This is a genomic window from Pseudarthrobacter sp. NamB4 (assembly GCF_005796185.1).
Taxonomy (GTDB): Bacteria; Actinomycetota; Actinomycetes; order Actinomycetales; family Micrococcaceae; genus Arthrobacter.
In genome coordinates this window covers 72,796-86,391 of sequence record NZ_VAHM01000019.1, presented here as the reverse complement: position 1 = coordinate 86,391, position 13,596 = coordinate 72,796, and the positions used below count along the sequence as shown (strand labels likewise).

6 protein-coding genes and 2 pseudogenes are annotated in these 13,596 nt (G+C 58.1%); 3 read left to right on the top strand and 5 right to left on the bottom strand.

The genetic code is table 11. The features are described 5' to 3' along the window. The first annotated feature begins 50 nt into the window (after positions 1-50). Together FDW81_RS16025 and FDW81_RS16020 are read left to right on the top strand one after the other, a co-directional pair. Positions 51-508 (top strand): annotated as a pseudogene (locus FDW81_RS16025) (4-hydroxythreonine-4-phosphate dehydrogenase PdxA). 104 nt (positions 509-612) lie between these two features. Then, a pseudogene (locus FDW81_RS16020) lies at positions 613-958 on the top strand (DeoR family transcriptional regulator); the annotation flags it as partial. 248 nt (positions 959-1,206) lie between these two features. Here FDW81_RS16020 and FDW81_RS16015 read toward each other — a convergent pair. The 5 genes from FDW81_RS16015 to FDW81_RS18520 all read right to left on the bottom strand — a co-directional run bounded on the left by FDW81_RS16015 (position 1,207) and on the right by FDW81_RS18520 (position 11,561). After that, positions 1,207-2,511, bottom strand: coding sequence for a phospholipase D-like domain-containing protein (locus FDW81_RS16015; RefSeq protein ID WP_138135205.1), 1,305 nt, complete (start codon positions 2,509-2,511; stop codon positions 1,207-1,209). A gap of 222 nt (positions 2,512-2,733) precedes the next feature. Then, the gene (locus FDW81_RS16010) at positions 2,734-3,795 is read right to left on the bottom strand and encodes an McrC family protein (RefSeq protein WP_171027250.1); all 1,062 of its coding nucleotides are present in this window, start codon (positions 3,793-3,795) and stop codon (positions 2,734-2,736) included. A gap of 129 nt (positions 3,796-3,924) precedes the next feature. After that, positions 3,925-6,090: an AAA family ATPase gene (locus FDW81_RS16005; protein ID WP_138135203.1), complete on the bottom strand. Its 2,166-nt coding sequence runs from the start codon at positions 6,088-6,090 to the stop codon at positions 3,925-3,927. Positions 6,091-6,143: 53 nt separating this feature from the next. Continuing rightward, the gene (locus tag FDW81_RS16000; protein ID WP_370279112.1) at positions 6,144-10,868 is read right to left on the bottom strand and encodes a DEAD/DEAH box helicase; all 4,725 of its coding nucleotides are present in this window, start codon (positions 10,866-10,868) and stop codon (positions 6,144-6,146) included. Positions 10,869-11,273: 405 nt separating this feature from the next. Then, positions 11,274-11,561, bottom strand: coding sequence for a DUF3427 domain-containing protein (locus FDW81_RS18520; RefSeq protein WP_240720351.1), 288 nt, complete (start codon positions 11,559-11,561; stop codon positions 11,274-11,276). Positions 11,562-11,978: 417 nt separating this feature from the next. On the opposite strand from FDW81_RS18520, the gene FDW81_RS15990 reads away from it, so the two are divergent. Beyond that, positions 11,979-13,445 (top strand): DNA cytosine methyltransferase, encoded by a 1,467-nt coding sequence (locus tag FDW81_RS15990; protein WP_240720349.1) that lies wholly within the window; start codon positions 11,979-11,981, stop codon positions 13,443-13,445. Positions 13,446-13,596: the final 151 nt, after the last annotated feature.

The window sequence follows — 13,596 nt, the reverse complement described above, 5'->3', positions numbered from 1 at the left end:
GTCACTGGTGCGCAGAGCGGAAAATCGGAGCTAGCACATCGGGCTGATGGATGCCGTCCGCATGCCACCTGCCGCGGCCACGAGGCGTTGTCCGGGCGGGCATCCCGAACCCGAAGATCGGCGTGTGCGCCATCGAGCCGCACGCGCACGAGAACGGCCTGTTCGGTCAGGGCGAGGAAGCGGAGAAGATCGAGCCGGGCGTGAAGCTGGCGCAGGCGGACGGGAGTAACGCGGTCTCCCGCTGCCGGTGGACACTGTTCTTGCGGGCTGGCCGGTGCGATTACGACCTGGTGGTGGCCATGTATCACGACCAGGGCCACGGGCCAGCTAAGGTGCTGGGCATTGGGGCGGGCATGAACATCACGTGGTCCTGCCGGTAATCCGCACGTCCGTGGACCACGGCACCGCGTTCGACATCGCCGGCAACGCGATCGCCGATTCCCGGTCAATGGTGGAGGCGCTGCACCAAGCGGCGGAAATGGTCACCCGGCCGTCCGTGGCCGTGTAACCCGCGGAATTTGTGGGGGCCGGGACTAGCAAGGGTAGCACTGCAACCACCATGCCCAGGGAAGGAGACCGGGAACGCTCAGCGCAAACGCGCGGCGCGAGGAGATCTACCACCTCGCCCTCACCACCGCCTGGCCTCCGTGGGAGGAACTTTCCGTCAAGTTCGAGGTGACCGCGTCCACCATCCGCCGCGATCTCGCGCTCCTGAACACGCAGGGCCGGCTGGCCTACACCTACGGCGGGGCGATGGCGCTGGGCGCGCACCCGGAAGCTTCGCTGCGGCAGCGCACCGGCGAGGCGTTCGAGCAAAAGCACGCAATCTCCCGCTGGGCCGGGTCCGTGATCCAGCCCGGAGAGAACATCCTGCTAGACGCCGGCTCCACCGCAGGTTCACTTGCGCACGGACTGCGCGGGTTCGAAAACCCTCACCACGCCGGGCATCAACACCCTGCCGACTTCCGGTGTCCGGCGCTTCTGGGGGCACCGGTCCTTCGGCGCTTACGTTGCCGGCCAGCCCGCGACGACGGGGGCGATGGCTAATAGCAGTCTGCCGACAGTGGAGTGGGCCTGGCCCTGGACCAGGACGTCGAGGCGGATATCAGAACTAGCAGTAGTCGGTCCGGTGTCGAGGGCAAACAGCTTGCAGAAGTCAAAAACGAAGCACTGTCTTTTGTACAATGCTTTGGAACCCCGGCCAAGTTAGACTGATTCGACAGTGATGACTGCATTTCCGTCGGCCTGAAGCAACCCAAGCTTGTAGCGGCTCCCAAGTGGACCGAAAAAGTCAGTGGCTTGAACGCCGTTTAGGCGTTCCTCGTAGAGGAACGGTGAGACGAAGTGGGGCAGGACCGTCCTGCGGAAGTCGGTGGGATTTTCCCGGACCCAATTGACCATCGCCGACTTTGTCGTGTCGGGAAGTGTTCCCCCCTCTGCGGCCTCAGCATGGAGCAGGAGAACATCGTCAATGCTGAACCAAATGCTGACAACACAAACAGGGTTCCCGCTCAAATGACTAATTTTGACAGTCGCGTTTCGTCCATATGCCGACTGGTGAGACCAATCAGCGTTGAAACTAAGGACGTAACGCTGCCCCGCCATCCAGATTGGCTCAGTTCGTCTGACGCCCTTCCCGATATACGTGATCCGAGTTTTTCCAACTCTTGCCCACCCCAGTTTTCTGCCGTTCTGGTGGACGCAGAGGTAACGCTTCCGGGGGACCAGATCTATACGTTTACCATCTAGCCACCAGAGTGTAAGGTCGTCTTCGCGGCCAACGACGAGACTATTGGTTTTGGAGAATGAGTAAGTCCGCGATTCCCACGAGTACTTTTCGGACTCCATGAGTTTTACTGTGCCGTAACACACTTGAGGCGATTTCGGCGCTCGCTTGACGGCTGTGACAACGAGGCCGAGTCGTCTAACCTTTTCCTTGTATAGCTGCAGGCGCTGTGAATGCTCGTCATCGCGTTGCTCGCGCCTGCGAAGGATTTCCGAGTCCGCATGCCTTGCCGCGGCTTGTGCGGCCAAGTAAAGCCGTCGTATAGGTGGAAGCAGTTCCTCCATGTCGGCAATCATTTTAGGCGTTATGGGGACGCGTTCCAGCAACCACGGCTGAATGTTCTTTTCGAGTTCCTTCAAATTTGCCGGATCTTGGAACGCGACGGTTGCTTCCTTGTTTCGCGTGCCTCGGCTGGTCAAATTCTGACTACCGATGCTGGCAAACTCTCCAGGGGCGAGAATGATTTTTGCATGAAGATCGGGAAGGTGGAAAAGCTGGTGCCCTTGTTCCATAAGCTTGACTAGCGTGGGCAAGGAGGACGCGCCGGAGGCAAACACGTCCGTTTCGAAGAGAGTGTAAATCTCGCATACTCCCTCCCCTACGCCGCCCAGAACTGAATCTGCCGTCCGGGACGTCAGGTAAGGGGAGAATGCCTGGACTTTGACCATGTCGTCGTGAAGTTCATTGCGCCACCGACGATCGATGCTCCGGAGGTATACGTCCAACTGTTTCCGTCTCCTTTAGAGTGTGAGTGTTGAATCCAGTGCATACTCAATATGAAGTCGCATCTAGTGGACGAACCAGCAACGTCTCGTGACATTGGAGCTCGCGTCTCTCTGCAAAAGGCCCAGCGGTTTGCTGGACCTTTGCAAGAACGCCCTGAACCTGTCAAGGATGTTCCGAGTAGTGCGCCAGCACTATGCTCCATACCTGGCGTCACGAAAGTGCTAGCACGCCCCTTTTGAATATTCGATTATTTTTGTCGCAAGATTCCGGACTTGCTGAAGCAGCTGTTCCGGCTTTGCCTCCAAGTCCAAGGCGTGGCTGTATATGTGGATGTCGGCACCGTCGATCTGGTGCGAGAGCTCCGCATTTTCGGCCTTAGCGTAAACGAGATGCCCAGCTTTCATTTGAAACCTCGTGCAGTAGGCGAGCATCTGGTACAAGTCGGCGTTCGGGAATCGCTTGTTCTTCTCGGCCTTGTATTTTGCGTCCAGAACGGCCAGAACCACATCATCCTTGTGCCAGACAATATCCGGGCGCAGGGAGACTTTGGCGCCGACGTCCAAGTGTTTGCCCGTGTACTGCAGATCGATCCTTCCGTCGTTCGAACCCATGGCCTCGCGGAGAGCCACCGAAACGAAGTCCTCGAAGACTTCCCACATGTCGAAGAGGAACGCCCTGGCTCCGACCTCTCCCGAAGGCTGCTCCAATGAACCATGGCGAAGAATGATCTGCGCCAGAACAACAGCCGGTCGGTAGTGGGCGTTCAGGCGGGTAAAGTGTATTTCCGGAAGCGCGGACCCACGGGCAATGGTTGCCACGCCATCGAATTTCAGTAGCAGCTTCCGTAGGGACTGCCTGTTCGATTCAGGGATACGCGGAACCGTCAGAAGTGTCTTTGCCGCCGACAGCAAAAGGCGGTTTTCTGCGACGTCTACGGTGTAGTCGTCATACGAGACCTCCGCTGGCAGGGGAAGGCCGGCACGGCGTCCAATCTGGGCCGCCACGTCGAGCCGGCCCCGGATCATAGGTACGCCTTCGTTCACGGGCCTGTATCCCTGAAGCAACCCCTGAACGGTCGCTTTCTTGACCTGCCGGATGAACGAGCTGGCAATGCTACTGGCCAGCTCGTCATCAGCGGAAAGGGTCACATCCTCGTCTCGCCAATAGCCGGGTGCCTGCGAATACCCCATGAGATAAAACAGCCGAGATATCGGCATCTTCGGCCGGATGCTGAGTTCGTCTGTCCCGACGGCGATCACACCGACTTTCGATACTGCGGACACGGTCCACTGACCGCCTCCTTCCGGAAGAGCGGTAGCTATCCCTAGGGCATTAATCGCACGACCCACCCCGTCCGGCAACGCTAAGGTCTGGCTGGCGGCGCTTTCACGAAGTTCGAAGATCGGCAAAGACTATTCCGCCTCGGCCGGTGCCATAGTCCCACCCGTCGCGTCCTTTGGGGCTGCACTTTCCGAGGCGGAACGCTCCGCCCGCAGGGTTTCAATGCGGTATTGCCTCAACACATCCTTGCCCTCGCCGTAGTGATGCTCTTCGAGAAGCGGCAGAATTTCTGATGACCAGATCCGGTCTAGGACTTCATGGGTGAGTTCTCCGCGTTTCGGCATCAAGTAGGAAGGTCCGATGCTGAAAGCCGCATCCTTGATCTTCTTGTTGAGTTGCTCGAGCAGCGCTGCGGGCTCCTGGCCAAGTTCGTTGTGCTGGTGCGCCTTGAGCCAGGCGCTAAGCACCCCGCTGACAGGTTCGTGCGCCGGGTGGAGTTCTCGGAAGGCAAATCGGCGCCGCATCGCCGCGTCCATAAGGGCGATGGAACGATCGGAGGTATTCATGGTGCCAATAATGAAGAGGTTGTCCGGCAGCTCAAATGCTTCTGCACTGTACTGGAGATTGATTTTCCGGTGCCTATATTCCAGCAGGAAGTAGAGCTCGCCGAAGATCTTGGCGAGGTTGCCGCGGTTGATTTCGTCAATGACGAGAACGAAGTTCCGGTGCTTGGCCCTGTTGGCTTTGTCCACGATCCGCCGAAGCGGCCCGTCTTTGAGCTCGTAGCTGAGCGTGCCATTGACGGTGACCGGACGGTACCCCTGGAAAAAGTCTTCGTAGGCGTAGCTCGGATGAAACTGGACAAGCTCGGCTTCGTCGCGTGCGATGTGTTCGGCGAGGGCAAGGGCGACGAACGTCTTGCCCGTGCCGGGCGGGCCAAAAAGAATCAGTTGGCGCTTGGACTCTAGCAAATCCAACGAGTCCTGCAGCCATTCTTGGTTGATGAACACCCTGCCGCTCAGGGCAACGTCTGCTTGCGGGAAGGGTATCCGTTCGTTTCCGGGTGCCGGCAGCGGTTCCGCTGCTTCGCCGTCGACTTCACCAGCATGGTTGGGCCTCGGGCTGCTCCCCTTCTTCCACAGCGGCTTATGCTCCTCGTCATAGAAGTCGATGTGCTTGCCGCTCTCCTGCTGCATGCGCAGGCCGATGCTAAACAAGTCCCGGTCAACATCCCCGGTGGAATCTGCGTCATGACTGATAAACGCGTTGCGTATCAGACCTTTGTCCTCATCGGAGAAGCTATCCGTGAACGTCTCCGGATGGACCATGTAGAGCAGAGCGTTTCGTTGTGTCGGGAAGTTGTGGCCTTTCACGCCGAAGACGAAGGATTTCCAAGCCCATGGATCCTGCAGCACTCGTTGCTGCGTCTCCACCGTTGCCTGCAGATAGGCCTCGACCACCGAAATGACGACCACCATCGCTTGGAAGGTGTTGCTGTTCATGGCTTGGCCGGGCATAACTACGCCATTCTTGAGCCCGCTGAGAACCTGCTCAGGAATGGCAACGGGCTCGTCCATGGTCTGCAGAACTGCAGAGATCCGTTCGCGTTTCTTTCCGAATCCGATGGCTCGGTCTACCGCCGGAAGCACCTGCCAGGTGACGAGCTCGGCCATCAGCAGCCGAGCGTCATCGGAGGCTTCCGCAAACTGCTGGCGAACCTTTTCGACGAACGTCCCCTCGCCCATGTCAGGAGCGTCGATGAACCTCTGCCGGATTTCCGAGATTGCCTCTACCGTCCAAACGTCACGGTCTGGGTCGAATACAGACGTACCGTCGCGAAGACCCTGTTGCACGAATAGCGCACTCGTGGTCCGGAAAACTTCCTCAGCAGGGTTCCGTGAAACCAGCACCGTTCGGAGTTGTTCTGCGCGATTAGCCTTTCGGGCCGCGGTCTGGGCGGCACTCAACTTGGTCATCTGCCCGAACAGCTCGTCTGCCCCAGAGTAAAGGTCGAGCGCTTTGACCCCCTCGGGCGTAATGCGCCAGATCCCGTCCGTCTTGGTTATCCACCCTGCCACGACCAGGCCGATGGAGTCGAAAGACAAACTTGAGTATCCGCGGAGTTGGTTGCTCGGATTGGTCATAGATTCAGCGGGGCTGAGAGGAACGCGTTCGATTGCGAGTTGGAAGATCCCGTCCGCGTCCTTCGTGTTCGCGACTCCCTCGGGGTGTGCGGCCAATATTTCCATGACCGCGCGAATGCGCTTTCGCCGGTTTGGTCCGGTGCTTTCAGACATATGAGCTCTACATCCTCTTCGATGTTGCGGATCTGGCGCAGTTAGCTTTACAGCTACTCAGCGATGTCCAGGGCGGGCAGGTTTGCGACGATCTTATTGGTCTCCACCGACACTGTGACGATGCGCTTGATGAGGTCCAGAATGTAGCGGGGGTTGCCGACCTCGCGGCAGTAGTCGTTGGGATCGTTGGTGATCTGCGAGTCCTTGTGGGTCGTCACCTGGTAACGGTCGATGATCCACTCCAGCGCCGACTTGCCGTTGACCTGGTAGTCGAAGGACTCGTCCGGAATGCCGGCCAATGTGATTCGCGAGTTGTAGATGATCCGGGAGCGGTCCTTGCGGGCGCCGAAGGAGAGCTTACGCACCCGGTAGAAGTCGTAGAGGTCGCCGGCAGGTTCGCCTTGAACGATCTCCTCGAGTGCGTAGGGCTCGATTGTTTCATAGTTGAGGTGGAGGTCAGCCAGGGCGCGTCCAGCTTTGCTGAAGCCCCAGAAGTCCTTGACCTTCGGGATGCGGGGCAGCATCTTCATCAGGTCGGCTTTGTACTTCTCCTTATATGTGGGGCTGTGCAACAGGCCGTACACGTAATAGAAAATGTCTTCCTTGCCGATGGCCGCGTCTTCGTAGAAGCCGCGGTAGGTGGACAGCGACATGTCGGTGACGTTGTCCTTGCGAACGTACCCATCGACGACGACGGCGGAACCGCCCGCCAGTGGCAACTCGCCGTCGGGAACAGCTTCGTAGGTGTAGAGGCTGAAACACTGGTCCGTCGCTACAAAAGACAGATCGGGGACAATTGACGTGATAAGAGCCGACCAATCCTTGCGGTAATCCGTGGAAGTCGTAATAACCAAGTTGGGGTGAGAGTGCGTGGGGAACAACCGGGGCAACTGATACTGGCGCTCGTTCATGGTGCTCGAAAAGTAAACAAACTGCTTACAGAACGGCCTGTAGTCGGACTTTCGCACGGCCTCCTCGGAATAGAAATGCGCTTTGCCTCGTTTGAGATCTTCCTTGAGACTCCCGCCCCAAGCGATTTTGGTGGGGTCGTTGCTGGGTTCGGCGGATGCAAGTTGTTCGTTATAGAACGAGATCATTCCCCTCATTCTCACCTCAAGCGAATCCCTGCTGAAGTTGTAGCACCACGCATCTCGGTTCGTCTTCAATCCAGATGAGAAGGTCGAAAAAATCCCGGGTGTTCCAGTTTTTCCCTTCGTCGCTTTGTCGCCCATCGGCTGGAATAGGTCATAGCGTTCGTCGCGATGGTTAACCCAGTCGCCGTGCTCGTTCGGTGTAATCGTTTCCCACTCGGTTCCTTCGAGCGACTGCTCGATGGCCAAGAGGTCAAGCTTCTGTTCGCGAGTGAGATAGTCCCCGATGTCGCGATACCGGATGTCAGCGAGGCCGGAGTGGGAGGCCTTCTTGATCAGGATGGCGATTGCCACCTTGTTGCGCGATCCGGATCCGAAGACCTTCCCGCCTTCACGGCGAGACTGTTCCCCTGACGTCCGCTGATCGCCTCGAAGGTTGTAGATGAAGATGCGGCTGAATTCGGTGGCGAAGACTTTTCGGAGGCCATCGGCTGTATTTCCGTCGATGAAGTTGCCGTTCGAGACAAAGGCTATGACACCGTCGTCTTTGATCCGGTTGGATGCCCAGCGAATTCCGCGGATGTAAGAATTGTAGAGACTATTCTTGTTCGTTCCGGAGGAGTGCCGAGCGTACGATCCCGCGATGGAGGCGTCCAAGACAGGGTATGCCTGGTTTTGGTTGTCGTCGTTGGCGCTCTCCTGGCCGCCGGAGTACGGCGGGTTCATTACGATGACCTGAATAGGCGCGTTTTTCTGGCGTCTTACCCGCTCGGAGTTCTCCGGGAAGAACACAGTGGATTCAACTTGGCCGTCGGACTCGTTGAGCTGGAATGTGTCCGTCAATGCGATGCCATCGAACGGCACGTAGCCGTGGTTTATGCCAAGTCGAGAGGCTTCTTCGGCGAAGACTGTTTCGATGTTGATGGCGGCGATGTAGTAGCTGAGCAACACAATTTCGTTGGCGAAAAGTTCCTCGGTGTACTTGCGGTGCAGGTCCTCCGGTTTAATCAGCCCGGACTGCAGCAGACGGGTGACGAACGTTCCAGTGCCGACGAAGGGTTCAAGGATTGAAACGCCGTCATCGGAGAGGGACTTCCCGAACTCCAGCCGCAGTGCCGCGTCCGCGGAGCGGAGGATGTAGTCCACCACTGGGACGGGGGTAAAGACGATGCCGAGGCGGTCTGCGACCCGGGGGAAGGCGTTGCGGAAAAAGTTGTCATAGAGTTCCAGAATGATTTTCTGCTTGGCCGCGGCGTTGTCGATGGACTTCACCCGGGCACGCACGGAGTCGTAGAACTTCTCCAGGCCGGCGCGTTCCTTCTCGAATGCGGAATGGTCGTCCAGCTGGTTGAGGATGTTCTGTATCGCCAGGGACACCGGGTTATGTTCGGTGAAGTTCGAGTCCGTAAACATGGCGTCGAAGACGGGCTTGGTGACCAGGTGCTGGGCGAGCATCTCGACCGACTGGGCTTGGTCGATGTCCGGGTTCAGGTTCTCCTGCAGGCCTTGGATGAAGTCATCGAAGGCTTTGCGGTGCGCGGTGTCGGCCTGTTCGAGCAGGTTGTTGATCAGGACGATATGCTTGTTGGCGATTTCTGCGATGTCCTTGGACCAGTCTTCCCAGTACATCCGGTTACCGCACTTGTCCACGATCTTCGCGTAGACGGCGTCCTTCCAATCGTCTACGGGGAACTGCAGCGTCGGCTGTTCATAGTCCTTGTCCTCGGGCTCGACGTGTTCCGGGTCGCCAATGCCCGGACCTTTCTTTTTCCTTGGCGCCAGGTCCACCGTTTCGATAACGATGGATTCGGGCGCGTTGTGGTTCAGCTCGATCTGATTGATGGACGCATCCATACGCTCGTCATGGGCACGGAGGGCCTGGAGGACCTGCCAGACGACTTTATAGCGCGTGTTGTCCTTGAGCGCCTCGGATGTAGACATGCCTTCTGGAATAGCGATGGGCAGCACAATGTAGCCGAACTGCTTGCCCTTGGCGATGCGCATCACGCGTCCGACGGCCTGGATCACGTCCACCATGGAGTTGCGCGGGTTCAGGAACAACACCGCGTCCAGCGAAGGGACGTCCACACCCTCGGTCAGACAGCGGGCATTGGTGAGAATCCGGCAGGTGGGCTTGCCGCCGTCGTGGTTAATCTCCTCTTTCAGCCAGTCCAAGCGTTCGGCACGGGCAACCGCGTTGAAGCCGCCGTCGATGTGCTTCACCTGGACCTTGAGGTCATCAGTGGGATCGTCATTCTCCAGATTGGTCAGGTGCACACGCACGAGCTCCTCGAACTCGGACTCGACCAGCTTGGAGGACTTGATGTCGCGGTTAAACGCGACGGCCCGCTTCATGGGGGCGAGGTCATTGCCGAACGAAGTTTCGTGGGCACCGGAGCGGCGCTTGGCCAGACCGTTCCAGCAACCGATGAGCTTGGCGACGTCGTCGATATTCAATTCCATGTTGGAATCGGCAAGCTGGTCCTGGAAAGACGAAACCACCTGCGTTTCCTCGACACCGAGGACCAGGACTTTGTAGTCGGCTAGAAGTTTCTTGGTGACGGCTTCGCCGAAGCCGATCCGGTAGAACACCGGGCCATACATGGTTTCGTCATCCATGGAGCACAGGATGGCGTCCTTCTCCATGGCTGCGTTCTTGGTGTCGTCGTTGAAGAGGCGTGGGGTGGCCGTCATATACAGCCGCTTGCCGCTGGCAATGACGTCGTTGCGGTGGACCTTGACGAAGTGCGATTCCTCGGTGCCGGCCAGGGTGGCGCCGGTGGTGCGGTGCGCTTCGTCGCAGATGATGAGGTCAAAGTCGGGCAGCCCGGCCTGCTGGGCCTGGGCGACCGCGTCGATGGACTGGTAGGTGGAGAAGACCACCGTCATGCCCTCGTCCAGTTCATTCTTCCCCATGGCCTCGACGAGCGTCTTGCCGTCCGTGGTGGCCGGGATCTGGAGGTCGTGGATAGCGACATCTGTCAGGTCCGAGTTCTTCTGGCGCCCGACCTTCACGTCGGAGCAGACCGCGTAGGCATGCATGGGCTGTTCGGTCTCGTCCGACCAATCCTTAAGAGACTGGGACATGAGCGCCAGGCTGGGGACTAGGAACAGGATGCGGGCGTGTCCCTCCATCTCGGCGAACCGCTCGGCGATCTTAAGGGCGGTGAAGGTCTTGCCTGTGCCACAGGCCATGATCAGCTTGCCCCGGTTGTTATCGATGAACCCCTTCATCGTTGCCGTGACGGCCTCGTGCTGGTGCGGCCGAAGTTGCTTCTTCTCGTGCAGCCTCGGAGCCTTGGAAGGGTCCGTCAGCTCATAAGTGGACCAGTCGATGTTGGAGTGGCGGAAATCGGAGAGTCCGATGCGCTGAACCGGAATGTGCTGGCTGTCCAGCATCTCCTCTGCGTTCGGGCTCCACTTCGACGTTGTCGACACAATCAGCCGGTGGGTGAACGGCTCCTTGCCCGAAGCCGAGATGAACGAGTCGATGTCGCTTTTCTGCATGGTGTGGGTCTCGGCGTAAAACTTGCACTGAATGGCCGTGAACCCGCCGTCCGCTCGCTCGGCCACAAGGTCTATCCCAGTGTCTGGCTTGCCGTTCCGGCCGGGCCAGTCACGCCACAACCAGACATTCGTGTACTGCGGCGCCTGGACCCCATCGTGTTCCAAATACTGCTCAATCAACTGCTCAAAATAACTACCTTTCATCCGCTCCGAATCAGCAAGACCACGGTAGGAATCGAGAAGTTGATCAAAAGTCGTAGACACAAAAGCCCCCATCGGCGATAACGCAACAAAGAACCGGCCGAGACCGATGAATCAGATCATATGGCACCGCCTGGCGCCAGCACGTATTGGCCGTGTGGTCCTTCTACTGTTTCCCTGAAGCGCTGACTGCTGAGGATCAGCTCACTTCTTACTGCGCCACCGCCGCCGCTGAGGCATACACATCGGCGGGCATGGTTCCAGGTAATAGCGATCGGCTTCTCGCCCCAGTGCTGCACATAGTCCACCTGCCCGAGACAGGTGTACGGCACCGTCAGCCCCGTTTCGCCGTGGGCAGTGTCCCTTGTGAAGATCACTTGAACCCTACGAGGCGTGGTCAAGGTAGCGGCGCCCCGTCGGGCTCGTCGGAGACGTTGCGTTCTGTGAGTCCCATTGGAACAGCTCAGGACTGATGGCATACCCCTTGTGCATCGTCGTCGCCGAGTGCTTCTTGTCGTCCTTGTTCAGGGTGACAAAGAAGGCGTCTGTGGAAGTCACCGCCCTGGTGGACCGGTAGACCGTCTTCACGTCGTTTCCCGACCGCTCCAGATAGGCCTCCAGCTCGGTCTCGGGGCATGAGGCGATGTCCCGGACCAGCTGCGCCCGGTGCAACCGGCGACGGCGACGGAGGCAATGCCTGCCCTGTTGAACACCTCATGAGGCGGGTGTGCTGAACCGAGACGCAGAAGCCGATGGCACGCATGTGGTCGGTGTTGGTGACCCTGTCGCGGAGTTCGCGGATCACCTTGGCGGCACGGGCGTCGATTCGGGTGTAAAAGGCGCCGAGCTTGGCGGTGATGTAGTTGCCGCGCTTCCATTCCAGTTGGCTGAGGTCGGCGTCGTCGGAGGCGCCCAAGGTTCAAGTGGCAATCATTCCCATAGGTCTGGGGCCGTGATCTCACCCGCGCTGGATGGTGCACACGAAGCCGCTACCACCCTTCCTTTGATTTTGAGAGCTGCCGCTTGGACTCATGGGAAGATTGTCGGCAGGGCCTGGTATCCTGGAGTGTCGGATATCAAGGAGTGCATGTGTTTCCAGTTATTGATCTCTTCGCGGGGCCCGGAGGCTTAAACGAAGGATTTTCCAGTGTGAGAGATGAACACGGGAACTTCGTATACAAGACACTAGCGTCGTTTGAGATGGACACCCTTGCATGCCAAACCTTGCGACTGCGCGCAACCTACCGGGAGCTTGTTCGATCGGGAGGCGATTTGCGCCCCTACTTTGACTACATCGAGGGTAGGAAAACGTGGTATTCCGTTCTCACGGGTGACTTTAAGAAGGCGTACTTGGCCGCCAAATCCCACGTCTATCAAGTCGAACTTGGTGAGACTAACCGCCCGGAGGTGGACGACTTCATCGCCCAACAGCTCGGGCCAGAGAACGAGCGTGGACACTGGGCTCTTATCGGCGGTCCACCCTGTCAGGCATATTCTCTTGCCGGGAGGTCTCGCAGGACTGGAGACGAATCCTTCGCCTCAGACCATAAACACTTTCTCTACCGCGAATATCTCCACATTTTGGGCAAATTTAAACCGACCATCTTTGTCATGGAGAATGTCAAGGGGCTTCTCTCGTCGAAAAACGGCGACAGTAGTATGTTCCAAACTATTCTCGGTGACCTCAAGCGCCTCCCCAGCGGTGCTAGGTATGAGATTCGCTCGTTAGTTGTGGACGCCGATCCGCACGATCTGGACCCTTCGGACTTCATCATCCGGTCAGAGGAATATGGAGTCCCGCAGAAGCGTCACCGCGTGATTCTTCTCGGCATTAGGACGGACGTTGCAGCACAGGTTCCACGAAGAGTCCTCAAGAAGGCTGACGGCCCAGTTACGGTTCGCGCGGCGCTCCAGACCATGCCTAGCGTTCGTACGCAGATCTCCCCGAGAAAACCGAAAGTTGAGCGAGACTGGAACTCAATTCAAGCCGAGGCATTGGCCGAGATCCGTTCTTTCCCACTGCCGTCGAATCCAGAGCCTATAAAACCTGGAACCTTGGCCGTGGATGCATATGAAGCATGGGTTCATGAAGCCCGTCTAAAAACACCCGTGCAGCACGTGCCGCGCACTCATATGGTTTCTGATCTTGCACGCTACCGAGTCTTAGCAGAACTCGCCGAGCGATTAGGCAAGAGCCCAAAATACACTGACCTGCCTGCCGCTCTTCACCCCGATCACAACAATATTGGGCAGGACGGGACACCGTTCACTGACCGGTTCAGAGTCCAAGTGTGGGATGCTCCGGCTACGACCGTGGTGTCCCACATTTCCAAAGATGGCCACTACTACATCCATCCTGACCCCAAGCAGGGACGCAGTCTGACGGTGAGGGAAGCCGCGCGCCTTCAGTCGTTCCCGGACAACTACTTCTTTGAAGGGCCTCGTACTCAGCAGTTCCATCAAGTGGGAAACGCTGTACCTCCCTTGCTGTCCAAGCAGATAGGTGAGGTTGTCGCAGAGATGCTGGAACTTCTCGGCTCCAACCGAGGTAGCTGACGTTACGGGCACGCAAAGGACTTTGCTACCGGCTGATGCATACAAATTCCGAGCCGCGACGGTATGGGTGCTATGGCGAACTTCAGGGTTGAATGGTAATGACCTGGAATCTCAATTATTGGACCTAGAATCTAGACTGCTTGCACCTAAA